The organism is Collinsella sp. An307 (assembly GCF_002161805.1).
GTDB lineage: Bacteria > Actinomycetota > Coriobacteriia > Coriobacteriales > Coriobacteriaceae > Coprousia.
The window spans coordinates 14,673-37,458 of record NZ_NFIP01000013.1 but is presented as its reverse complement, the minus strand read 5'-3'; the positions used below and the strand labels follow the sequence as shown (position 1 = coordinate 37,458).

The following is a 22,786-nucleotide window of genomic DNA, read 5'->3' as shown; positions in this document are numbered from 1 at the left end:
GGTCCAGCCCTCCTCGAGCGCCATCAGCGCCAGCTCCACGTCCTCCCTGCTGTGCATGCGGACCTCCCGTCCGGACCGCCCCGCGGTCCAACTTTTTGTCCGCAGTCCCCCCCGTGTGCAATCGGCACACTACGTGTGCGTTTGGCACGCTAAAGGACCTGTAAACCGTGCTAGATGCACGCGGAGCGTGCTGATTGCACACGGGGCGTGCTGGATGCACATGAGCTGTGACGAATGCACACGGGGCGTTACGAATGCACCAACAGGCGGCTCACAGGGCGGCAAACAGACGAGTAGCAGACGTTAGCGCTTGCGCGTATGCAGGTAGTAGTACGCCAGTAGCGCGATAAGCGCAATCGGCAACAGCAACACGAGCGCAAAGAGCGCGATGTGCATCGCAGCAATCATGGTCGGCCCCCTCTTCTTCCCTATTCCTCGATACCGCAGATGCGCTTGAGCAGCGCCTCCAAGCGTGCGCCGCCCTCGTCGGACGCAGCGATGACAAGAATCGTGTCATCGCCTGCAATCGACCCCAGCACATCGGGGAGATCCGCCCCATCGACCGCCGCGGCAATCCCCGAAGCCATGCCCGGCTGGGCCTTAATGAGCACGAGCTTCTCGGTGCGCACGATCTCGATCACCATATCGGTGACCATCCGCTTGAGGTAGAGGTCCTCGGGAAGCGCATAGATCCCCTCGGGGACCTTCCTCAGCCCCATGTCGGCTATATCGCGTGACACGGTGGCCTGCGTGCAATCAAAGCCGCGGTCCCTCAACTCTTCTACGAGCGTACGCTGTGTGCGCACGCCTCCGGCTCGCACGATCTCGCGAATGGCCTCCTGTCGGCCGTTGCGTTTCCTTGCCATAGCGCAACCTCCGGTGTGTATGCAAATTACCTCTACTATTATGCATAGTTTGGGCACTTTATCACACAAGAGTGAATAATTCACCGTTTTGGAATGATTTGCGTCCGTCTACTCCGCCGCTCGGCAAAACGCGCTCCCCCGCATACGGCAGAGGGGCAGGGCAGCATGCGGGCGCAGAGGCCTACGCGACAGCCGTATCGTTTCTTGGCGGAAGGGCGGGTGCCATACCCACAAGGTGCGAAAAGCGCGCAGACAGGCAGCAAGCGAGCACGTTGCGGCGCTCGATAGGCGCCAGCATAATGCCAAAGTCGCGCTTGGTCTCGGGGTGTGCGACGACCGAGCGCACCGCCTCGCGCGTACTCGCTGCCTCAACCATATCGCGCACGCGGGCCGTCCGCTCGATAGACGAGATGCTCTTGCGCTCGCAGACCTCATGGATGCAGGCGATGACCCTATGCAGATGGACCCACTCAATCGCAGAGGCAAGCTCGTCGTCATCTGCCATGCCCCAGCGCGCGGCCATATCCTGCAAGACCCTGCGGTCAAGCTCGCAGCGCGCAAAGATGTCCTGGTCGGCGAGGGCGCCGGCAATGCGCGCCCATCCGGCGTGATAGAGCGCCCCGGGAAGAGCGGTAATGCGCCCCGCACCCTCCAGATAAGACGCCATGAAATCCGTCTCGTCCTTCTTGAACGCCAAGCGGAGACCGAGCTCGGCGATGCGCGAGCGGTTGAGGAGCCTACCGGTCACATCATCAAGGGCGCCGCACTCAATCAGCGGGGCGGCTGCAGCATGAAACGCCTCGGCAGACCGCGCGGAAACCTCGGGCACGCGCCGCGTCCGGCTCAAGCGCTCGCCACGAGGCCCAAAGCTCTCAAACGCGCGCGTGGGCAGCACAAGATCGGACCCATCCTCATCGATTGCAGAGAGCATGAGCTCGAGGGCGCGCGGAGCAAGCCAGTCGTCCTGGCGCATGAGCAAAACGTAATCGCCGCGTGCGGCGGCAATGCCCTCATCAAAGGCAGCGAAAACGTCACGGGTATCGGTCTCGATCACATCAAGGCGGATGTTGCGCTCCGCCTCGCGCTCGCATATGGCGAGCGAACGGTCGCGGGAGGGCATAACGACGGCGACCAGCTGGACGCGGTCGAAGGCCTGACCGAGCACACTTTCGAGCGCGCGCGTAAGCGTCGCCTCGCCGTCGCGGACGGCGAGCACGATCGATGCGCGGGCGCACTGTGATGCTCGGATGTTCACCTGCGAGCCTCCCGGATATTCATGACAGATGAGCTCTGGCTCATGGTATCACCGGGTGCGGACGCATGATTTTAGCCGCGGGGACTGCACGTCAACCACAGATGTTCACCACGGCTACACCACACTTTTGAGAAGCCCCTCGTCATACGCCACATCGGCAAATACCAGACCGCACGCAGGGGCCGTGGGGCCAGCCGCCGCGCGGTCACAGCGAGCAAGGACCTCGCCCACCCACGCGGGTTCTCGCCGGTGCATGCCCACCTCCACGAGCGTGCCCACGATGGTTCGCACCATGGAGTGCAAAAAGGCGTTGCCGGTGATAGTGAACGCCAAAACGTCCTCGCCCAGCTCGTTGGAGCGGGCAAGGCCGCAGGACATGACGTTTCTGCAGGTCGGCTTTCCAATGGCCGAGGCAACCTTGCAGAAACTCTTGAAGTCATGCTCGCCAATGAGGTATGCCGCGCCCTCGGCCATCGCGCCCTCGTCAAGCGGCATGCGGTGCCACCACACGTGCGGGCGGGTGAGGACCGGGCGGTCAGAGCGGTCGGCGATGCGGTAGATGTAGGTGCGGGAGCGCGCGTCAAAACGGGCGGAGAAACCCGCCGGCGCCTCGAAGACGGCGTTGATCGAGATGTCACGCGGCAGCAGCGCATCCATGGCGCGCAGCCATCTCCGTTGGGTGATGGCGAGCTCGGACTCGTCCGCCACGGACATGCTCACGTACTGGCTGAGGGCGTGCACCCCCGCGTCGGTCCTGCCGGCGCAGGTGAGGTCGACCTCGCGACGCAAAAACGTCTCGAGGGCGCGCCTAAGCTCGCCGGCGACCGTCGTCTGGTCGCGTTGCTCGGCAAAGCCCGCGTACGCTGCGCCATCGTAGGCGACGCGAAACACCAAGGTCGGCAGTTTGGGTGCAGGCACGCAATCAAGACCGGCGACGTTAGACATCGAGGGTCGCTCCTCTCGGATCAAAGTTGAAACAGGTGCGGCAGGGCCGCCATAAGGATGATAAGGACAAGGCCGGCGGCGAGCACCGCCTTGTCGCGGAGCGCAAACGGCAGCGGATCGCGCGCCGAGCGCGCCCCCTCATGGTAGCAGCGCGCGTCCATGGCAGCGCCGATGCGGTCGGCCCGGCGGAACAGCCCCACCATGACCGGCACGAGGACCGACCCCCACACCCGTATGCGCGCCACCATACCGCCCGCATCGAAGCGCACACCACGAGAGCGCTGGGCGAGCTCCACCCGGTGCACCTCGTCGGTGACAAGCGGGATAAAGCGCAGGGCGAGCGAGAGCACCATGCCGGCCTCGTCCACGGGGACGCCCCAGCGGGAAAGCGGGGATGCCAGGCGCACGCAGGCATCCGCCACCGCCGTGGGCGTCGTCGTGGCGCACACCACGAGCGAGAGGACGAGCATGACCGCGATGCGAACGACCGCCGTCACCGCGCGCTCCGCCCCTGCAAGATTAAGTCCCCATGCCCCGGCGAGCGCAACGTCTGCCGTGCCGTCGCAGGAGACGAGGTTCGCCACGATAATGAACGCCATGAGGACCGCCGCCGGGCGAAGGGCAGCAAGCATGCGGCGCGCGCCCATGCCCGCCGCATGCGCAAGGGCACAAGCAACAGCGCACCACAACGCGAGCGCCAAAGGACCGCTCGAGCAGAACACGCCCGCTATACCGGCGATCAGCAGCACGAGCCTGACGCGCGCGTCGACGGCCTGGACCATGCCCGCATGACGCCCTGAGAGAGCCTCTAAAGGCTCGGACGGAGCGTTATGGGGGTCGATGCCGCCCACGCCCTTAATCCGGCCCTCCTCGGCCGTAAGAAGGCGTGCCAGACGCCATGCCTCGGGCGGCATGAGCCCCGCATGGGCAAAGGCGTCCGCATCGTCGCTAAGCTCGAGCGTCGTCCCCTCCCATGCGATGCCGCCGTCTGCAACGAGCGCCACACGGCTTGCGATGCCGACCCACTCCTCCAGGTCGTGGCTTACCACCACAACGCCGCGCCCCTCGCTCGCAAGCTTGCGCACGAGCGCATGGAGGCGTCGGCGTGCCGGGGCGTCGAGTCCCGAGGTGGGCTCATCCAGCACGAGTACAGAGGCATCCAGCGACACCATGCAGGCAAGCGCCACGCGACGCGCCTGACCGCCGGAGAGCATGAAGGGATCACGACCGAGCATCTCGTCATCAATTGCGAGCGGCTCCCGCGCGTTTGCCACACGCAAGGCAACCTCGGCCTCGTCGCACCCCAGCTGGCGAGGGCCAAAGGCGAGCTCCTCCCCCACACTCTCCAAAAAGAGCTGGCTCTCTGGATGCTGAAACGCAAGCGCCACGTCGCCCGGCTCGGGCGAACGCGGGTCCGCAGCCGTATCCTCGGCCTGCGGATGCAGCAGGACCTCCCCCGCGCGCGGCTCCTTGAGACCGGCGAGCACCGTGGCTAGCGTGGACTTTCCCGAGCCCGACGGGCCCGCGACAAGAAGCACCTCGCCCGCGCGCACAGTAAGCGAAACATCGTGCAGCACGTTGCGCTTTTCGTAGCCGGCAGAGACACCCTTGGCCTCAAGCAGAACCGCTCCGGCACCCTGCGGCTCTGGTGCGCGGGCATCGCCTCTAAGGGCTGCTGCGATTGCCTCAGCCGTACCCTCGCCCTTGGATTGGGCCCACCGGGCGATGTCGGCGGGCTCCACCCCGCACGAGAGGCGATACCCTGCATCCACCGCCGCCATAAGCGCCGCAGTATAGGGTCCCTGGATGAGCGCCTGGGCAAACAGATGTCGGGCGTCGCGCACAAAGGAATCCGGTGTACCTTCCCACGCAACGAGGCCTGCCTCAAGCACAACGATGCGGTCCGCGCCGAGCGCCTCCACCGGCTCATGGGTGATGGCAAGCACGCCGATGTGCCGCTCCCGTGCAAGCGCGCGGACAAGACTTCGCAGCTGCGGGCGCTCCGCACTGTCGACCATCGAGAGCGCCTCGTCGAGCACGAGATAGGAGGGCTCCATCGCAAGCACGCCAGCCAGCGCTATGCGCTGTTGCTCGCCGCCCGAGAGCTCGTTCACATCCCGATCGACTGCGTCAGAAAGCCCCACCGCCTCGAGCGCACCCCGAACGCGCGCATCAAGCTCGCGTCCCGCGCACCCGAGGTTACGGGGGCCAAACGCCACCTCATCGGCAACAACGGTCGACACGATCTGGTCTTGGGGATTTTGAACGACCATGCCCACGCGCCGGCGGACCTCGTCGCGGCGCGAGCTCTCGTCTAAAACAACCCCGTCCACCGACACCTCGCCCCCAGCAGGCAGCAGCGCGCCCGAGGCAATACGGCCGAGGGTCGACTTTCCTGACCCATTGCCGCCAAGCAGCGCAACAACTTCACCGGGTGCGACCGAAAGCCTAACCCCCGTAAGAACGGGCTCGTCCCCACCATAGGAAAACGAGATGTTGTTGATCTTCAGCATGTCATCCACCTCCCCTCATGCTCTCAGCGAACCTGCACTCAGAACCTACGCTACATACCAAAAGAGGGGCACCCGGGGCGCCCCTCTTACAATGCGAACCTTGAGCGGACGCCGTTACTCGGCGGCCTTCTCCTCGGTGGCCTCAGCCTCAACGGTCTCCTCGACCTCGACGGGAGCCTCCTCCTCGGCCTTCTCGACCTTCTTGGGGGCCTCAGCCTTCTTGGCGGGAGCAGCCTTGGGGGCCTTCTTCACCACGGGCTCGGACACGATCTCGATGATGACCATCGGAGCGTTGTCGCCCTTGCGGGGGCCGAGCTTCATGATGCGGGTGTAACCACCGTTGCGGTCAGCCCACATGCCCTGAGCGGCCTTGTCGAAGAGCTCGGCAACGAGGTTCTTATCGCCGAGCTTGGCGATGGCCAGACGACGAGAGTGCAGGTCGCCCTTCTTGGCCCAGGTGATGATGGGCTCAACGTAGCCGCGCAGCGCCTTGGCGCGCGTCTCGGTGGTCTTGATGCGATCGTTCTCGAAGAGCGCCTTGGCGAGGCTCTTCTTCATCGCACGGGTGTGCGCGGCGTCGGTGCCGAGCTTCAGACCCTTCTTCTTGTTGTGACGCATGGTCGGTTTCTCCTCTGATACGCGATAGCGTTAGTCCTTGAGGCTGAGCCCCATGGACTGAAGCTTGTCCTTGACTTCCTCGATCGACTTCACACCGAAGTTGCGGATGTTCAGCAGGTCGTTCTCGGAGAACTCGACGAGCTGGCGCACCGAATGGATGCTCGCGCGCTTGAGGCAGTTGTAGGAGCGGACGGAGAGGTCCAGGTCCTCGATCTGCTTGTCAAGCTCGGCGTTATCGCTGGTCACCTCGGGGGCGAAAATCGAAACCTCCTCCTCGACCTCAGGGGTCTCGGCAAGGTTCATGAAGGCGGTCATGTGCTGGTTGATGATGTTGGCCGCCTGCACCACCGCGTCACGCGGGCTCACCGCACCGTTGGTCTCGATCTCGAGAACAAGACGGTCGTAGTCGGTGTGCTGGCCCACGCGGCAGGCCTCGACGAGCTTGGCGCAGCGACGAACCGGCGAGAAGAGCGAGTCGACGTGGATGACACCGATGGGGTCGTTGTCGCGCTTGTTGTTCTCGTAGGAGACGTAGCCGCGGCCGTAGCCGATGCGCATGCTCATGGTGAGGTGACCGCCCTCGGTGAGGGTGGCGATGTGGTGATCGGGGTTCACGAGCTCAAAGTCGGAAGGCAGCGCGAAATCGCCACCGACGACCTCGCAGGGACCGTCGACCGAGATGGTCGCGGTGCCCTCCTCGGTGGTACCGAGAGCCTCGAACACCAGGCCCTTCACGTTCAGAACAATGTCGGTGACATCCTCAACCATGTTGGGGATGGTCGTGAACTCGTGCTGGGCGCCATCGATCTGGATGGCCTCCACCGCAGCGCCCTCGAGAGACGAGAGCAGGACACGACGCAGCGAGTTACCGAGCGTGTCGCCATAGCCGCGCTCGAGCGGCTCAACGGAAACGCGCGCGGAGGTCTCGTTGATCTCCTCGACCTGAACCTGAGGCCTAATGAATTCTGACATGTACTAACCTCCAGCCTCAGCAGCCTAATCGGATAAGGGACTAGACTACTTAGAGTAGAGCTCGACGATGAGCTGCTCTTGGATATCGGTGCTGATCTGCTCGCGGGTGGGCAGCGACAGCACGTTGCCGCTCAGCTTCTCGATATCGACCTCAAGCCAACCGGGGACCTCGAAGCGCTCGGACTGGATGAGGGCCTCCTTGATGGGGAGGAGGTCGCGGTACTTCTCGCCGACGGCGACGACGTCACCGGGCTTGACGAGGAAGGAGGGGATGTCGACGCGGCGGCCGTTCACGGTGAAGTGACCGTGGCGGACCGTCTGGCGGGCCTCCTTGCGGGTACGGGCGAAGCCAAGACGGAACACGACGTTGTCAAGACGACGCTCGAGAAGGGTCATGAGGTTCTCACCCGTGACGCCTTCCATGCGAAGAGCGCGCTCGTAGTAGTGATGGAACTGCTTCTCGAGCACACCGTAGATGAACTTAGCCTTCTGCTTCTCGCGCAGCTGCATGCCGTACTCAGATTCCTTGCGACGGCGCTTGGGCTGGCGAATCGATTCCTTCTTGCTGCTGTAGCCGAGCTCCACGGGATCGATCCCGAGCTGGCGGCAGCGCTTGATAACAGGAGTCCTGTCAATTGCCATGGTTAAGCGATCCTTTCAGAGTTACACGCGGCGACGCTTCTTGGGGCGGCAGCCGTTGTGCGGGATGGGGGTCTTGTCCTGGATGCTCGACACCTCGAGGCCAGCGGCCTGGAGCGAGCGGATAGCGGTCTCGCGACCGGAGCCGGGGCCCTTCACGAAGACGGCAACCTTGTGCATGCCGTGCTCCATGGCGGCCTTGGCGCAAGCCTCGGCAGCCATCTGAGCGGCAAACGGGGTGCTCTTACGCGAGCCCTTGAAGCCGACCTGACCGGCGGACTTCCAGGCAATGACGTTGCCCTGGGGATCGGTGATCGAAACGATCGTGTTGTTGAAGGTGGAGCGGATGTGAGCCTGTCCCACCGAAATGTTCTTGCGATCGGCGCGCTTGATGCGGGTCTGCGCAGCGCGCTTGTTCTTTGCCGTAGCCATCTAAGCGCTCTCCTTACTTCTTCTTACGGGCACCGATCTGGCGCTTCGGACCCTTGCGGGTGCGAGCGTTGGTGTGGGTGCGCTGACCGCGGACCGGGAGGCCCTTGCGGTGACGCAGGCCACGGTTGCAGCCGATGTCCATGAGACGCTTGATGTTCTGGTTGTGCTCACGACGAAGGTCGCCCTCGATCATGAGACCGGCCTCATCGATGTACTTACGGATGGTGTCAACTTCCTCCTCGGTGAGGTCCTTGACACGAGTATCCGGGTTGATGTTCGTCTCCGCGCAGATCTTGCTGGCGGTGGTGCGGCCGATGCCGTAAATGTAGGTCAGACCAATCTCGACGCGCTTCTCGCGCGGAAGGTCGACACCGCTGATACGGGCCAACGTATGCTCCTCTCTTTAACCCTGACGCTGCTTGTGGCGCGGGTTCTCGCAGATTACGAGCACCTTGCCATGGCGCCTAATGATCTTGCACTTGTCGCACATCTTCTTGACGGAAGGACGTACCTTCATGATGCGATCCTCTCAGTTGTGCTCAAACGTATACCTACTATCTACTCGTCCAGCCGCAGACGTGAATAACCGGCTGATGAGCGTGTCGAGCAGCTTGGGGCTTGAGCGCTCCCCTCCCCGCTCGATACGGGCTGCTATTTATAGCGATAGGTGATGCGCCCGCGCGTGAGATCGTAGGGAGAGATCTCCACGACCACGCGGTCGCCGGGAAGGATGCGGATGTAGTTCATGCGAATCTTGCCGGAGATGGAGCACAGCACAGAGGCCCCGTTCTCAAGCTCGACGCGGAACATAGCGTTGGGGAGCGGCTCAGTGACCGTACCCTCAAGCTCGATGGCATCTTCCTTCTTCACAAGCACATCTTTCTCTCGCGAAACATACAGCAACAGCGTATGATAGCGTACTCGCGCACACTATCGTGGATTTTTCGTATCGACTCCACAATTTTCTTCGCTCGCAACGTCTCCTATACTGATAGGCATTCCCGAAGAACACTGGAAGCCGCTTCATCTGTGTCGATTGGACCACAATGCACCGACTGGACTTCGACGAGCTCACGCGTCAGCTGGCCAATCTCTACGACTTCTTCGAAGCGAGCGACCCGGAAGACGCCGCTCTAACGGCCTGCTCCTTAAACATGTACAGGCAGAATGCCTTGTATGCTGTCAGCAACGATGCGCACCATCTATCCATAGCCGACATGAAGCTGCATCTATTTGTTTTTCCCCACTCTGAGAGGAATTCAGCAATCTACCGTGACACAAGTTCCGGAGACCTTCAGAAGATTATTCTCATTGTGGAGGCCAACACGTGTTACATCGCCTCTAACTGCAACCGCCTCTATCTGGAGGCTCGCCTGCTCCTTGGAGTAGATGAGCACGATGTGCAGAAGCGCACGCTGTTATACCTTGACTATCAATGTTGTAAGAAATGGTATAGGGAACGATACGACGAAAGCGGGATAGGAATTCTTCGCGATAACGGACGATGATCTAATGGGCGTTCTTCTTTCGGGCAATGTGAAATATTTTGCACATTGCTAAAACCTCGCATAAGCGAAGGAGGCCCAGCAGGGCCTCCTTTCAGATTGAGCCATATAAGCCTCAGCGCTTACGGATATTCACCGTTACCCGCCGGTCAAGCCAAGCGATGGCATTACATCACACCGCCCTGCATGGAGCACCAGGCGCCTTGGGCGTCCTGCGTGAGGATGACCGGGCCGTCATTGGTGATAGCAATGGTGTTCTCGTAATGCGCGGCGGGCAGACCGTCGTCGGTGGTGACAAGCCAGCCGTCCGGCCCCACGCTCACATGGTAGGTACCGAGCGTGATCATGGGCTCGATGGCAATGACCATACCGGCCTCGAGCTTCACGCCGCGACCTTTCTTGCCCCAGTTGGGAACGTTGGGGTCCTCGTGCATGACACGTCCTACCCCGTGACCCACGTACTCGCGGAGCACGCCATAGCCGTGACGCTCGGCCAGGCTCTGGATGGCATGGCCGATGTCGCCGATGCGGTTACCCGGAACAGCCTGGGCAATGCCCTCCTTCAGACAGTCGAGCGTGACCTCGCAAAGGGCCTTGACCTCCTGCGAGGGGTTACCCACATAGAAGGTCCAAGCGTTATCGCCCACCCAACCGTCAACGGTCGCACCCGTATCGATCGAGATGATGTCACCGTCGCGCAGGATGATGTCAGGATTAGGGATGCCGTGCACCACCGCATCGTTCAGCGACGCGCAGATGGAGCCGGGGAATCCGCCGTAACCCTTGAACGTGGGGATGCCGCCGTGCATACGGATAATCTGCTCGGCGAGCTGATCGAGCTCGAAGGTCGAGACGCCAGGACGCACCATGGCACCAACGTGCCGGAGCGCCATCTTAGACAGCGCTCCGGCCTTCTTCATCTGCTCGATATCTTGTGCAGACTTAATTTTGATCATAGATGGAGAGCTTCCTTCACACGATCATGGACTTCCTCGATGGTGCCGACGCCGTCGACTACATCGAGACGGCCCTGGCCGCGATAGTACTCTACGAGTGGGCTCGTATTCTTCTCGTACACATCGAGGCGGTTGGCGATCGTCTCGGGCTTGTCGTCGTCGCGCTGATACATCTCGCCACCGCACTTGGGGCAAACCTCGTCAGCAGCGGTGCCGGTGTAGCCGCAGGCGCGGCAGGCGCGGCGAGCCGAGAGACGGTCGATAATGACCTTCGCGTCGACATCGATAAGGAGCGCCGCATCGAGCGGATTGCCCATGGCGCCGAGCTCAGAGTCGAGGGTGACCGCCTGAACGGTGTTGCGCGGGAAGCCGTCCAGAATGAAGCCCTTCTGGGCGTCGTCGGCGGCAAGGCGCTCTTTCACCAGATCGATCACGAGCTGATCGGGGACAAGCTCGCCGGCATCCATGTAGCTCTTGGCCTTGACGCCAAGGTCGCTGCCGCTCTTGACGGCAGCACGCAGAAGGTCACCGGTCGAGATGTGGGCAAAACCGAACTCTGCAACGAGTTCCTGAGCGACGGTACCCTTGCCCGCGCCCGGAGCTCCAAGCAATACGATGTTCATGGCTGACTCCTCTCAAGCCGTGTTGCTACTTGAAGAACCCGTCATAATCATACATCTTCAGCTGGCTCTCCACCTTTGCAAGGGTGTCGAGCACAACGCCGACCATAATGAGGACCGACGTACCGCCGAAGGACTGGATGAGCTGGTTGCCCGTGAACGAGAACACCACAGACGGCACGATGGCAATAAGTGCCAGGAAGATCGCGCTCGGCAGGGTGATCTTGTTAAGGGCGTTCTTGATGTAGGCGGCCGTGGCCTTGCCCGGGCGAACGCCGGGGATGAAGCCACCCTGCTTCTTCAGGTTGTCAGCCGTCTCATCGGGGTTGAAGACCATGCTCGTGTAGAAGTACGCGAAGAACACGATCAGAACAACGTTGAGAATCCAGTTGATCCAGCCGCTCGCAAGCGCACCGGCAACCGCCTGAACCCAACCGACGCCGGGGAAGAACACGGCGAGCTGGGCCGGGAAGTAGAGAAGGGCGCTAGCAAAGATGATCGGCACAACGCCCGCGGTGTTCACCTTGATCGGCAGATAGGTGGTCTGACCACCCATCATGCGACGGCCAACCACGCGCTTGGCGTAGCTCACCGGGATACGGCGCTGGCCGCGCTCCAGGTACACGATCAGCGGGATGACGCAGAGAATGATCACAAAGATCACCACGGTGACGACGATACCCATCGTGCCCTCGGAAGCCGAGGAGATGATGGCCGCCGGCAGCCCCGCCATGATGTTGGCGAAGATGATGAGCGACATGCCGTTGCCGATACCGCGCTGGGTGATGAGTTCACCGATCCACATGATGAGCATGGCGCCCGCGGTAAGCGTGCCCACGATCATGATGTCGAAGATGACCTCGGGAGCGCCGGCACCATTGAAGTTGATGCCGTAGCCCTTGAACAGGAACAGGTACCCGATGGAGTTCAGAAGGGCGAGCGCAAGCGTCAGATAGCGAGAATACTGAGTGATCTTGGTCTGACCGACCTCGCCCTCGCGGGCAAGCTCGTGCAAGCTCGGGACCACGCTCTGGAGCATCTGAAGGATGATCGAGCTCGTGATGTAGGGCATGATGCCGAGCGAGAAGACCGAGACGTAGCTAAGCGCACCGCCGGAGAAGAGATTCAGCAGCGACATAGCGCCAGCGGCGACAGAGTTGTCGCCGCTGAACAGGTCCACCATCTCCCCGAAGGGGATGCCGGGCACAGGCACGTGCGCGCCGATACGGTACAGCACGAGCATCGCTATGGTGAAGAGAATCTTCTCGCGCAGGTCCTTGATGCGAAAAGCGTTCTTCAGGGCGTCTAGCACGGGAGCTCGACCGACCCTCCAGCCGCCTCGATCTTGGCCTTGGCCGCAGCCGAAACCTTGTCGACCTTGACGGTGAACTTCTTGGTGGTCTCGCCCTCACCAAGAACCTTGACCGGCTCGAATTCCTTCTTGATGATGCCGGCAGCCTTGAGAGAAGCGCCGTCGATCACCGCGCCGTCCTCGAACTTCTCGTCGAGGCGAGCGATGTTGATGGCCTTGAACTCAATGCGACGGGGATTGCGGAAGCCGGGAAGCTTGGGCAGACGCATCGCGAGCGGGGTCTGGCCACCCTCGAAGCCGGCGCCCTTACCGCCACCGGAGCGGGAGAGCTGGCCCTTCTGACCGCGGCCCGCAGTGGTGCCGTGACCAGAGGAGTTGCCGCGGCCGATGCGCTTGCGGCGATGGGTGGAACCCGGTGCGGGAGTAAGATCGTGAAGCTGCATGTGCTACTCCTCTACAATCTCAACAAGGTGCTTGACCTTGAAGATCATGCCGCGAACCGACTCGTTGTCGGAAATCTCGCGCGTGTGGTTGATCTTCTTGAGGCCGAGCGCGTGAACGGTCCTAACCTGGTCCTTCTTGCAGCCGTTGGTGCTGCGGACCTGCTTGATCTTAATGGTGTCAGCCATCGTTACTGCTCCTTACCACCGACGAACATCTGAGCGACGGTGAGGCCGCGGCGCTCCGCAACCTCCTCGGGGCTCGAGAGCTCCTTGAGGCCCTCGGCAGCGGCCTTGATGATGTTGAGGCCGTTGTCGGTGCCGAGCGACTTGGAGAGGACGTTCTTGATGCCGGCCAGCTCGAAGAGGGGGCGCACAGCGCCGCCGGCGATAACGCCGGTACCCTCGATAGCGGGCTTGATGATGATCTTACCAGCGCCAAAGTGACCCTCGACCTCATGCGGAATGGTGCCGGTCTCGGTCACGGGCACGTGGAACATGTGCTTCTTGGCGTCGAGCGAGGCCTTGGAGATGGCCAGCGGCACCTCGGCCGACTTGCCCATGCCCAGGCCCACGTTGCCCTTGCCGTCGCCCACAACAACGAGCGCGACGAGGGACATACGGCGACCGCCCTTGACGGTCTTGGAAACACGGTTGATGAAGACGACGCGCTCCTCGAACTCGGAGGCCTCGCGCTGCTTGTTATCTCGATTACGAGCCATGTGCTTCTAACCTCCTAGAACTCGAGACCGGCGGCGCGAGCGCCGTCGGCGAGGGCCTTCACGCGGCCGTGGTAGATACGGCCACCGCGGTCGAACGTGACCTGCTTGATGCCAGCCTCGACAGCGCGCTTACCGATGAGCTCGCCCACCTTGGCAGCAGCCTCCTTGTTGGAGGTGTGGGTGCCCTTGAACTCGGCCTCGAGCGTGGAGGCGGAGACGAGGGTGTTGCCCTTGGTGTCGTCGACGATCATCGCGTAGATGTTGGCGTTGGTGCGCACGACGCGCAGACGCGGGCGCTCCGGCGTGCCGAAGATCTTGCCGCGCACGCGACGCTGACGGCGCTTGAGGCCCGCGAGCTTCGCTTTGTTCTTATCCATCGTTCAATCTCCTTCAGAAGGATCGTGCCGGCACCTAACGGGGTGCCGGACTTATCTGATAGCGCGCGGAGGCTACTTGGCAGCCTTACCGAGCTTGCGGCGGATGTGCTCACCCACGTAGTGGATGCCCTTGCCCTTGTAGGGCTCGGGGGGACGCTTGCCGCGAATCTCGGCGGCGACCTGGCCGACCTGCTGCTTATCGATGCCCTTCACGTTGATGTGCGTGTTGTCGGGCACCTCGAAGGTGATGCCCTCGGGGGCGTTGTAGATCACGGGGTGCGAGTAACCGAGGGAAAGCTCGAGGTCCTTGCCCTTGAGCTGGACACGGTAGCCAACGCCGGCGAGCTCGAGGCCGCGGCTGTAGCCCTCGGAAACCCCCACGACCATGTTGTGAATGAGGGCGCGGGTGAGGCCGTGGCGGGCACGGGTCTCGCGCTCATCGTCCGGACGAACGACGGTCAGGACGTTGTCCTCAATCTCGATGGTGAGCTTCTCGTACATATCGAGCTCGAGGGTGCCCTTCGAGCCCTTGACGGTGATGTGGTTACCGTCGACTGCCACTTCGACTCCGGCGGGAATCTGGACAGGCTTCTTACCGATACGGGACACGGTGTTCTCCTTTCCTTCTACGCGCCGAATCGTTTACCAGACGTAAGCGACGATCTCGCCGCCCACGCCCTTCTTACGGCAGTCACGGTCGCACATGACGCCGCTCGAGGTGGAAACGATGGCAGTACCAAGACCGCCGCGGACGCGGGGAAGGTCAGCCACGCCGGCGTACTTGCGCAGGCCGGGCTTGGAGATACGACGAATGCCGTTGATGACCTTCTGCTTCTTGGGACCGTACTTAAGGGTGATGGTGAGGGTCTTGGAGGGCTCGGTATCCTCGACGGTGTAGCCCTCGATGTAACCCTCCTCGCAAATGACGCGGGCGATCTCGACGAGCTTCTTGCTGCTCGGCATCGAGACCGTGGCCTTGTTCGCAGAGTTCGCGTTGCGAATACGCGTGAGCATGTCTGCGATCGGGTCAGTGAGGTTCATGCAGATTCTCCTTCGTTCTTGATGAACTCGCGCGTACGGTTCTCTGGGGCCCGTGGCCTCAGAGCCTGAATGACGCGCGCTCTTCCCTGCCTGAGCGGTGTTAGATCACCCCACAGGCGCTGGCACGTGACCTACCAGCTGGCCTTCTTGATGCCGGGAAGCTCGCCCTTGAGCGCAAGCTCGCGGAAGCAGACACGGCACAGGCCGAACTTACGGTAGACCGAGTGCGGACGGCCGCAACGCTGGCAACGCGTGTACTCACGCGTCGAGAACTTCTGCTTGCGCTGCTGCTTGACGATCATCGATGTCTTAGCCACTGATTACCTCCTAACAATGCATACCTGGCTCCGGCCCCGCCGCGCTAAGCGACGGAGCCGGATGCATTTGACTACTTCTTGAACGGGAAACCGAAGGCGTCGAGAAGGGCCTTGGCCTCTTCGTCGGTCTTCGCGGTGGTGACGATGGTGATGTCCATACCACGGGTGTGGTCGACGGAATCGAAATCAATCTCGGGGAAGATGAGCTGCTCGGTCACGCCCATGGAGAAGTTGCCACGGCCGTCGAAGCTCTTGGGGAAGATGCCGCGGAAGTCGCGGATACGCGGAATCGCCACAGCGGTGAGGCGATCGAAGAACTCCCACATGCGGTCGCCGCGGAGGGTGACCTTGGCGCCGATGGGCATACCGGCACGGAGGCGGAAGGATGCGATGGACTTACGAGCGCGGGTGATCATCGGCTGCTGGCCGGTGATGGCACGCAGGTCGCGAACAGCGCCGTCGATGGCCTTGGAGTCCGTGGCGGCCTCGCCAACACCCATGTTCACGACGATCTTCTCGAACTTGGGGATCTCCATGACGTTCTTGTACTGGAACTTCTCCTGCATAGCAGGCTTGACCTCGTTGAGGTACTTGGTCTTAAGACGCGGGACGTACTTCTCTTCAGCCATCTCTAAACTCCTTCTGGGGTTTTAAGCACGGGGCTTGGCCTCTTGGCAGAGCAGGTTTTTCCTGCTCATGCACCGGGTTGTCCTCGTGCCTCCTGCCGCAGCGATACGCGCGAGGAGTCACTCGCGGCACGCCGAATGGCCGGCAGGAGCCGGGCAATACGAGTCGGTATGATACGCGTTTGCGCAAGAAAATGCCAGACAAACTCGGGTTGTGGGCGATTTCCACAATTCGCGATTCCCGCACGCCCAAAGAGCGCGTCACCATTTCTCCATAGAAATATGTGCAGTGGGTCATCCACGTGAGGCACGCCCCTCTCCCGTCAGCTACCGCTCGGCGATGGGAAAGGTCGCGTGCTTACGTAATGTCGCACGAGGATATAATATCTTGGTACCAGTTGGGACTTTCACCCACAACCCCTTCCAATCGCAAAGGAGAAACCTATGGGTCTGTTCGACATGTTCAAGAAGAAGGAGCCCGCGGCCCCCGCTAAGCCCGCCTCCGTCTCCGCCACCGCTGCGCCCGACACGCTCTGCGCCCCGGCCAACGGCCGCGTCATCGCCATGACCGATGTGCCCGACCCTGTCTTCTCCGGCGAGGTGCTCGGTAAGGGTTGCGCCGTCTGGCCTGAGGACGACATCGTCTACGCCCCTGTCTCCGGCACGGTCACCGTCACCATGGGTCATGCCGTGGGTCTCTCCACCGACGACGGCGTCGAGGTTCTCGTTCACATCGGCGTCGACACCGTGAACCTGCAGGGCAAGGGCTTCACTGGCTACGTCAAGCAGGGCGACACCGTCAAGGCGGGCGATCCCGTCATCAAGATGGACCGCAATGTCATCAAGGAGGCCGGCTACCCCGACTGCGTCGTTCTCGCTGTCTCCAACACCGCCGAGTTCGCTGGCGTTGAGCTTGCGGTCGAGCCCGAGGCCACCGTCACCGCCGGCACCCCCGTGGTTAAGGTTGTGCGCTAGCGCCTTTTCGCTCAAACGCATGCGCCCAAGCACGCCCCCTGCCCCTTCGCTCCCCGTGCGGAGGGGCTTTTTCTTGCCTCGAGCACACATAGTCACGGCAAAATCCAGATTTCTGCCGCACTAATCCCATGTGATGCTGGCACTTTGCTGTCAGCACCCCTAAAACGAACCTTTTTTGCTGTTACCATGTCCTGAAACACCCCATGACAAGGAAGTAGCCCGTGACCGCAACCGATACCCACGCACTCCCTACATCGAGCGCGCTCGCCGCGCAGCCCGAGCTCCTCGCCCCCGCAGGTGGCCCCGGCCCCTTTGCCGCCGCGCTTGCTGCCGGGGCAAACGCCCTCTACTGCGGCATGGGGTCATTCAATGCACGCCGTAAGGCAGAGAACTTCGACGACGATTCGTTTGAGGCGGCATGTCGCGCGGCACACCTTGCCGGTGCACGCGTCTATGTGACAGTTAATATTGTCATCAAGCAGTCTGAGCTCGTCGAGGCGCTCGAGCTCATTCAACGCTGCACCCAACTCGGCGCGGACGCCTTCATCATCCAGGACTGGGGACTCTTTGCCGCCGTGCGCGCCCTTATGCCCAACGTAGAGACCCATATCTCCACGCAGGCCAACATCCACGATGCGCGCGGCACACGCTGGTGCCGTGATGCCGGCGCCGACCGCGTGACGCTCTCGCGCGAGCTTTCTGTTTCCGAGATAGCCCAAATCCACAACGCGGTTCCCGATATCGATCTTGAGGTCTTTGCGCATGGATCGATCTGCTTCAGCTATTCGGGCGTTTGCCTGCTCTCGAGCTTTGCCTGCGCCGGGCGCTCCGCCAACCGCGGCATGTGCGCGCAGCCTTGTCGTTTGCCCTACGAGCTTATTGATGAGGAGGGGCACGTCCTTTCCGCCCCCGACCGTGGCCGCCCGCTCTGCCCGCGTGACAACAACACCTCAGAGATGCTCGGCGCTCTGGTCGATGCCGGCGCCCACGCCCTCAAGCTCGAGGGCCGCATGAAGGCACCCGATTACGTCTACGCCGTAACCGACGCCTACCGCCGCGCACTCGACGACGTCCTTGCCGTGCGCGATGCCTCCCCCACCGAGCAGGCCGACCGCGCTCGCCAGCTCAAGCGCGCCTTTAACCGCGACTTCACGCACGCCTACCAAGACGGGCGCTCTGACGATGACATGATGAGCTACGAGCGCTCCAACAACCGTGGTCAGATGGTAGGCGAGGTCGTTGGCTTCACGCCGCGTCGCGCCCGCACCAAGGGAGAGTCCATGCGCGACGCTGCCCGCGGTGCGCGCGGCATGGCGCGCATCCGACTCGATGAACCGGTCGGCAAAGGCGATCTGCTGGAGCTTCGTCACGACCGCGAGCCCGACCGCTTCCTCACCGGCCTTGTGCGCGCCGACGCCGACGCCAGCTCTGTCATAGAGGTTGAGGTAGCCCGGCCCATGCCCGCCGGCTGCCGCGTGCGCCTCATCCGCAGCCAGCGCGCACTCGACGTCGCCGCCGCGGCACTCAAACGACCCGTCCCGCGCAAGCGTAACGTGCATGCGCGCGTTGTTGCTCGGCTCGGCAAGCCTTTTACGGTCGAGCTGTGGTGCGACGACGATCCCTCGCTTCGCGGGATTGCCCACGGGTTCACCGTCGAGGCTGCCCGCAGCCGCGCCGTCACGTCCGAGGACCTTATAGAGCATGTCGGTCGCATGGGCGCCTCACCGTTTGAGGCGATATCGTTCGATATCGAGCTCGACGAGGGCTGCGGCATGGGCTTCTCCGCCGTACACCGTGTGCGCGCCGATGCCTGCGCCGCCCTTGAGCAGAGCATTCTCGCACCCAACCGGGCACTCGCCGATGAAGTTGGCGCCGTCGACATTCCACGCGAGACAGCTGCCCTCGTCCAAATGAGCAATCGCGCCAACGACGCGGCACCGCGTCCCAACGCGCCCGAGATCTGCGCGCTTGTCAGCACGTGGGAGATGGTCGAATCCGCCCGCAATGCCGGTGCAACGCGCATCTACCTCACAAGCGATGCCCTTGACGAGGCGGGCATCGATCCTGCCTGCGCACTCGAGCTCGGTATCGTCCCCGTACTCGACGAGGTATGCCGCGCTGCCGACCGCGAACGCCTCGACCGCTGGGTTCAGCCAGGTGCCTCCGTTGCCGTTGGCAACATATCGGAGCTTGCCCATGCCGTCGCATGCGGGGCGGTGCCCGAAGCACGGTCCTGCATCCCCATCCACAACACGCTTTGCCGTGATTATCTTGCCAAACGGGGCATCGCAGGCTTTTGGCTCTCGCCCGAGCTCACCCTTGCCGAGATCGAGGAGCTTGCCCCTGGCTCCCCCGCCACCGCGGGCATTATGGTCTACGGGCGCCCGCGCGTGATGACCAGCGAGCACTGCATCCTGCAGGTGGCTGATGCCTGCTGCCACGACTGCACGCAGTGCCGCCTGCGCCACCAAGCGCTCCACCTGCACAACATCGACGGCAAGGACTTCCCCGTCACAACCGATATCCATGGGCGCTCGCGTCTCTACACCGATCGCCCCGTAGACCTCACGCCCCAGATCCCCCAACTCATCCAGGCGGGCGTGGAGCGCCTTCTGGTCGACGGAACATTGCTTGATGCCGATGAGCTCGCGCATCAGATCACCCGCGTTTGCCGCGCCCTCGACGCAGCGCAAAACGGACGTCGCCCTGCACCGCGCGAATCCGGTTCCTTCGCCGGCTGTCTGTTTGTGGGAGTCGACTAGCCATGAACGGCGCCTCGAACTCGCACGTGCTGTACCGAAGCGATACCCTCATCGCTGTCGAAAAACCCCGGGGCATCATCGTGCACGGCGACGGAACGGGAGCACCGACGCTCACCGATGCCGTGCGCGACCTCCTTCTTGCCGAGGGTACGGACGCCTCTCAAAGCGCCGCCCGCGACCTCCAGTGCCTACAGCGGCTCGACCGCGACACCTCAGGCATCGTTCTGTTCTCGCTTTCCAAACAGACCCAGGGCGCCTACGACCGACTCATCGCCGAGCATGCCGTCGAGAAACACTACCGCGCGCTTGTGGAGGGCAGGCTCCCGAAGGCAGCGCAAACCTACACCTGGCCCATCGGACGCGATCGTCACGACGCGCGCAAGATGCGTGTCTCACATACGGGAAAAGCCGCAACGACTCACGCCCGCCTCCTGGAGCAGCATGCGTCGACCGCCCTTTTGGACGTGCTTATCGAAACCGGTCGCAAGCACCAGATTCGCGTGCACCTAAGCCACGCCGGTCACCCCATCGTGGGCGACGAACTCTACGGGCGCCCACATCCCAAAGGCCTCATGCTGCATGCGGCGGAGCTCTCCTTCCGCGATCCGGTTACAGGCGAGTCCATCGACATCTACTCGCCCCTCCCCCGCCGGTTTCGCGCTGCGGCGCTCCACACGGGCGCTTCAAACTAACCTGTAGCCTCTTCCGCCAACAGCAAGCGCCCGCGCACGGAGAGCTCCTCCGTACGCGGGCGCTTGCATCGATGCAAAATCCCAACTATACGCTATGCTTCGCTTTCGCTTTTGGCACCGGGCAAGATGAGGTTGAGCAGGATGCCGGCAAGGGCCGAGGTGGCCATGCCCGGCAGGGTGTAGTCGCCCACGGGGATCGAGATGCCGCTCGTCTCCATGCCCACGCCCACAATGATGACGACAGACGCAATCATGAGGTTGCGGTTCACGTCGAAGTCGACCTTGTTGGACACGAGCATGCGCAGGCCGTTCGAGGCGATGAGACCAAAGAGCAAGAGGCACACGCCGCCCATGACGGGGCCGGGGATCGACTGGATGAGCGCGGCGAGCTTGAGGCAGAAGCCGCCGATTACGAGCGCAAAGCCGCCCGCATACCAGAAGATCTGTGTCGAGTACACGCGCGTGACGCTCATGACACCGATGTTCTCCGCATAGGTGGTCGTCGGGGGACCACCGAGGAAGCCGGAAATCATCGTGGAGATGCCGTCACCGGCAAGCGAGCGCGGGAGCATCTGACGGTAGTCCTTGCCCACGATCTCGCCAACGGCCAAGAGGTGGCCAATATGCTCGATCACTACAACAACGGCGACCGGAGCCACAAGCGCGATGGCGCCCATGTCAAAGCGCGGGGCGGAAATGTTGGGCAGACCGATCCAGGCGGCGTCGAGCACCGGCGCAAAGTCAACGAGCCCGAGCGGCAGCGACACCACGTAGCCGACGATAATGGCAAGCAGCACCGGGATGGTACCAAAGATGCCGCCCATGCTCGAGAACACGACCGCGGCCACGAGCGTGATCGCCGCCACGATGGCTCCAAGTCCAAAGAATACGGTAGAGCCGTCGGCAAGGTCGGTCATGAACGCCATGTCGACTGCCGTGGCGGACAGGCCTACACCGATGACGACCATAACCGATGCGACGAGGACCGGCGGCAGCAGGCGATCGAGCCAGCCGGTGCCTACAAGGCGGATGATGCCCGCCACCGCAAGGAACACCATACCGGCGACCACAACGCCGGACATGGCGGCGTCGAGGCCCTGCGTGGCGCCCACGGCAAGAATGGGGCTGATGAAGGCAAACGAGCTGCCGAGGTAGCTCGGAATCTTGTTGCCCGTCACCAAGAGATAGCAGATGGTGCCGATGCCCGAACACATGATCGCGACGTTGGGGTCGAGCCCGGTCAGCACCGGGACGAGCACCGTCGAGCCGAACATGCTCATCATGTGCTGGATGCCGAGCGGGATCGCACGCGCAACCGACACGCGGTCGTCGACGCCGATAACCTCTCTCTCATGCTTGGCCATGAAACTCCTTTCAAAAAGACCCCGACTGCAGGGTAGCAGCCGGGGTCTTGTTAGTACATAGTACGAAAGCCGAATTAGAACTCGGCGCCGCACTTCTTGCAGATGCGGATGGCGGTGCGGTGACCGTCAAGCTCGCCCTGCTTATGACCGACGCGGGTCGCCTGGCCGCACTTGGGGCAGACGAGCATGGCGTTGGAGGCGTCAAACTTGGCCTCCTGCGGCACGATGCCGCCGGTCTGGTTCTGCTGGTTGGCGCGGACGGCCTTCTTCACGATGGCAACGCCCTCGACCTTGATCTTGCCCTCAGCCGGATAGGCGCGGAGCACAACACCCTGCTTGCCGCGATCCTTGCCGGAGAGAATCTTGACGGTGTCGCCCTTCTTGATGGACATACCCATAGCTGCTCTCTCCTTTCTGTTACAGGGTCTCGGGAGCAAGCGAGACGATCTTCATGTACTTCTTGTCGCGGAGCTCACGCGCCACGGGCCCGAAGATACGGGTGCCGACGGGCGAGCCGTCGTTGTTGATGACGACGGCAGCGTTGTCGTCGAAGCGGATGTAGGAGCCGTCCTTGCGGCGGATCTCCTTGACCGTACGGACGACGACGCACTTCACGACGTCCTTCTTCTTGACGTTCGCGCCAGGGGTCGCCTCGATGACGGAAGCGACAAACACGTCGCCAATGCCTGCATAGCGGCGCTTGGAGCCACCGAGCACCTTGATGCAGCGCACCTTGCGCGCACCGGAGTTATCGGCGACGTTCAGCACGGTTTGCATTTGAATCATGGTAGTTCCTCCGAACTTAGGCCGGTGAGAGGTGCGCTCGCACACTCGCGG

Annotated in this window: 29 protein-coding genes; 4 read left to right on the top strand and 25 right to left on the bottom strand. The window is 62.5% G+C overall.

Features of this window, described 5'->3' with window-relative positions; genetic code table 11:
* Positions 1-428 precede the first annotated feature (428 nt).
* From B5F89_RS09785 to infA, 11 genes are all read right to left on the bottom strand, one after another.
* On the bottom strand, positions 429-866 hold the full coding sequence (locus B5F89_RS09785; protein ID WP_087431593.1) for an ArgR family transcriptional regulator: 438 nt from the start codon (positions 864-866) through the stop codon (positions 429-431).
* A 181-nt stretch (positions 867-1,047) separates the two neighbouring features.
* Positions 1,048-2,121 carry a glycosyltransferase family 2 protein gene (locus B5F89_RS09780; RefSeq protein ID WP_158098466.1) on the bottom strand — a complete coding sequence of 358 codons (1,074 nt, stop codon included), beginning with the start codon at positions 2,119-2,121 and terminating at the stop codon, positions 1,048-1,050.
* A gap of 114 nt (positions 2,122-2,235) precedes the next feature.
* Entirely contained in the window at positions 2,236-3,066 is an 831-nt protein-coding gene (gene truA / locus B5F89_RS09775) for a tRNA pseudouridine(38-40) synthase TruA (RefSeq protein ID WP_087431591.1), read from the bottom strand.
* 20 nt (positions 3,067-3,086) lie between these two features.
* Positions 3,087-5,579: an energy-coupling factor transporter ATPase gene (locus tag B5F89_RS09770; protein ID WP_087431590.1), complete on the bottom strand. Its 2,493-nt coding sequence runs from the start codon at positions 5,577-5,579 to the stop codon at positions 3,087-3,089.
* A gap of 114 nt (positions 5,580-5,693) precedes the next feature.
* On the bottom strand, positions 5,694-6,197 hold the full coding sequence (gene rplQ / locus B5F89_RS09765) for a 50S ribosomal protein L17 (RefSeq protein WP_087431589.1): 504 nt from the start codon (positions 6,195-6,197) through the stop codon (positions 5,694-5,696).
* A 30-nt stretch (positions 6,198-6,227) separates the two neighbouring features.
* Entirely contained in the window at positions 6,228-7,169 is a 942-nt protein-coding gene (locus tag B5F89_RS09760; RefSeq protein ID WP_087431588.1) for a DNA-directed RNA polymerase subunit alpha, read from the bottom strand.
* Positions 7,170-7,214: 45 nt separating this feature from the next.
* Entirely contained in the window at positions 7,215-7,811 is a 597-nt protein-coding gene (gene rpsD, locus B5F89_RS09755) for a 30S ribosomal protein S4 (protein ID WP_087205385.1), read from the bottom strand.
* A 21-nt stretch (positions 7,812-7,832) separates the two neighbouring features.
* Positions 7,833-8,240 carry a 30S ribosomal protein S11 gene (rpsK, locus tag B5F89_RS09750; RefSeq protein ID WP_087205384.1) on the bottom strand — a complete coding sequence of 136 codons (408 nt, stop codon included), beginning with the start codon at positions 8,238-8,240 and terminating at the stop codon, positions 7,833-7,835.
* 13 nt (positions 8,241-8,253) lie between these two features.
* Positions 8,254-8,628, bottom strand: coding sequence for a 30S ribosomal protein S13 (rpsM, locus tag B5F89_RS09745; RefSeq protein WP_087431587.1), 375 nt, complete (start codon positions 8,626-8,628; stop codon positions 8,254-8,256).
* 15 nt (positions 8,629-8,643) lie between these two features.
* Positions 8,644-8,757, bottom strand: coding sequence for a 50S ribosomal protein L36 (gene rpmJ, locus B5F89_RS09740; protein ID WP_006363204.1), 114 nt, complete (start codon positions 8,755-8,757; stop codon positions 8,644-8,646).
* A 134-nt stretch (positions 8,758-8,891) separates the two neighbouring features.
* Positions 8,892-9,110, bottom strand: a complete 219-nt coding sequence (gene infA, locus B5F89_RS09735) for a translation initiation factor IF-1 (protein WP_087205405.1) — start codon at positions 9,108-9,110, stop codon at positions 8,892-8,894.
* A gap of 176 nt (positions 9,111-9,286) precedes the next feature.
* Between infA and B5F89_RS09730 the strand changes: the two genes are divergently transcribed.
* Positions 9,287-9,748, top strand: a complete 462-nt coding sequence (locus tag B5F89_RS09730; RefSeq protein WP_087431586.1) for a hypothetical protein — start codon at positions 9,287-9,289, stop codon at positions 9,746-9,748.
* A gap of 164 nt (positions 9,749-9,912) precedes the next feature.
* Here the strand turns inward: B5F89_RS09730 and map are convergent, their stop codons facing one another.
* The 11 genes from map to rplE all read right to left on the bottom strand — a co-directional run bounded on the left by map (position 9,913) and on the right by rplE (position 16,159).
* The gene (gene map / locus B5F89_RS09725; protein ID WP_087431585.1) at positions 9,913-10,701 is read right to left on the bottom strand and encodes a type I methionyl aminopeptidase; all 789 of its coding nucleotides are present in this window, start codon (positions 10,699-10,701) and stop codon (positions 9,913-9,915) included.
* Positions 10,698-11,324 (bottom strand): adenylate kinase, encoded by a 627-nt coding sequence (locus B5F89_RS09720; protein ID WP_087431584.1) that lies wholly within the window; start codon positions 11,322-11,324, stop codon positions 10,698-10,700. Before B5F89_RS09720 ends, map begins: the two co-directional genes overlap by 4 nt.
* 25 nt (positions 11,325-11,349) lie before the next feature.
* Positions 11,350-12,633 (bottom strand): preprotein translocase subunit SecY, encoded by a 1,284-nt coding sequence (secY, locus tag B5F89_RS09715; RefSeq protein WP_087431583.1) that lies wholly within the window; start codon positions 12,631-12,633, stop codon positions 11,350-11,352.
* Positions 12,627-13,076, bottom strand: a complete 450-nt coding sequence (rplO, locus tag B5F89_RS09710; protein ID WP_087431582.1) for a 50S ribosomal protein L15 — start codon at positions 13,074-13,076, stop codon at positions 12,627-12,629. The genes secY and rplO overlap by 7 nt, the downstream gene beginning before the upstream one ends.
* 3 nt (positions 13,077-13,079) lie before the next feature.
* Positions 13,080-13,262, bottom strand: a complete 183-nt coding sequence (gene rpmD / locus B5F89_RS09705; RefSeq protein ID WP_087431581.1) for a 50S ribosomal protein L30 — start codon at positions 13,260-13,262, stop codon at positions 13,080-13,082.
* Positions 13,263-13,264: 2 nt separating this feature from the next.
* Positions 13,265-13,795 (bottom strand): 30S ribosomal protein S5, encoded by a 531-nt coding sequence (gene rpsE / locus B5F89_RS09700; RefSeq protein WP_087205376.1) that lies wholly within the window; start codon positions 13,793-13,795, stop codon positions 13,265-13,267.
* 14 nt (positions 13,796-13,809) lie between these two features.
* Positions 13,810-14,172 (bottom strand): 50S ribosomal protein L18, encoded by a 363-nt coding sequence (gene rplR / locus B5F89_RS09695; RefSeq protein ID WP_087431580.1) that lies wholly within the window; start codon positions 14,170-14,172, stop codon positions 13,810-13,812.
* Positions 14,173-14,244: 72 nt separating this feature from the next.
* Positions 14,245-14,781 (bottom strand): 50S ribosomal protein L6, encoded by a 537-nt coding sequence (gene rplF, locus B5F89_RS09690; RefSeq protein ID WP_087431579.1) that lies wholly within the window; start codon positions 14,779-14,781, stop codon positions 14,245-14,247.
* Positions 14,782-14,814: 33 nt separating this feature from the next.
* The gene (gene rpsH / locus B5F89_RS09685; RefSeq protein WP_087431578.1) at positions 14,815-15,213 is read right to left on the bottom strand and encodes a 30S ribosomal protein S8; all 399 of its coding nucleotides are present in this window, start codon (positions 15,211-15,213) and stop codon (positions 14,815-14,817) included.
* Between the two features lie 131 nt (positions 15,214-15,344).
* Positions 15,345-15,530 carry a type Z 30S ribosomal protein S14 gene (locus B5F89_RS09680; RefSeq protein ID WP_087205372.1) on the bottom strand — a complete coding sequence of 62 codons (186 nt, stop codon included), beginning with the start codon at positions 15,528-15,530 and terminating at the stop codon, positions 15,345-15,347.
* A gap of 71 nt (positions 15,531-15,601) precedes the next feature.
* Positions 15,602-16,159 carry a 50S ribosomal protein L5 gene (rplE, locus tag B5F89_RS09675; protein WP_087431577.1) on the bottom strand — a complete coding sequence of 186 codons (558 nt, stop codon included), beginning with the start codon at positions 16,157-16,159 and terminating at the stop codon, positions 15,602-15,604.
* A gap of 441 nt (positions 16,160-16,600) precedes the next feature.
* Between rplE and B5F89_RS09670 the strand changes: the two genes are divergently transcribed.
* From B5F89_RS09670 to B5F89_RS09660, 3 genes are all read left to right on the top strand, one after another.
* Positions 16,601-17,131 (top strand): PTS glucose transporter subunit IIA, encoded by a 531-nt coding sequence (locus B5F89_RS09670; RefSeq protein WP_087431576.1) that lies wholly within the window; start codon positions 16,601-16,603, stop codon positions 17,129-17,131.
* A 221-nt stretch (positions 17,132-17,352) separates the two neighbouring features.
* Entirely contained in the window at positions 17,353-19,893 is a 2,541-nt protein-coding gene (locus B5F89_RS09665) for a U32 family peptidase (protein WP_343206331.1), read from the top strand.
* A 2-nt stretch (positions 19,894-19,895) separates the two neighbouring features.
* A complete protein-coding gene (locus B5F89_RS09660) occupies positions 19,896-20,585 on the top strand; it encodes an RluA family pseudouridine synthase (protein WP_087431575.1) in 690 nt (229 codons plus the stop codon).
* A 92-nt stretch (positions 20,586-20,677) separates the two neighbouring features.
* On the opposite strand, the gene B5F89_RS09655 is transcribed toward B5F89_RS09660, so the two are convergent.
* The 3 genes from B5F89_RS09655 to rplN form a co-directional block, all read right to left on the bottom strand.
* Positions 20,678-21,949 (bottom strand): solute carrier family 23 protein, encoded by a 1,272-nt coding sequence (locus B5F89_RS09655; RefSeq protein WP_087431574.1) that lies wholly within the window; start codon positions 21,947-21,949, stop codon positions 20,678-20,680.
* A 74-nt stretch (positions 21,950-22,023) separates the two neighbouring features.
* Entirely contained in the window at positions 22,024-22,347 is a 324-nt protein-coding gene (rplX, locus tag B5F89_RS09650) for a 50S ribosomal protein L24 (protein WP_087431573.1), read from the bottom strand.
* Positions 22,348-22,366: 19 nt separating this feature from the next.
* The gene (gene rplN / locus B5F89_RS09645) at positions 22,367-22,735 is read right to left on the bottom strand and encodes a 50S ribosomal protein L14 (protein WP_087431572.1); all 369 of its coding nucleotides are present in this window, start codon (positions 22,733-22,735) and stop codon (positions 22,367-22,369) included.
* Between the last annotated feature and the right edge of the window lie 51 nt (positions 22,736-22,786).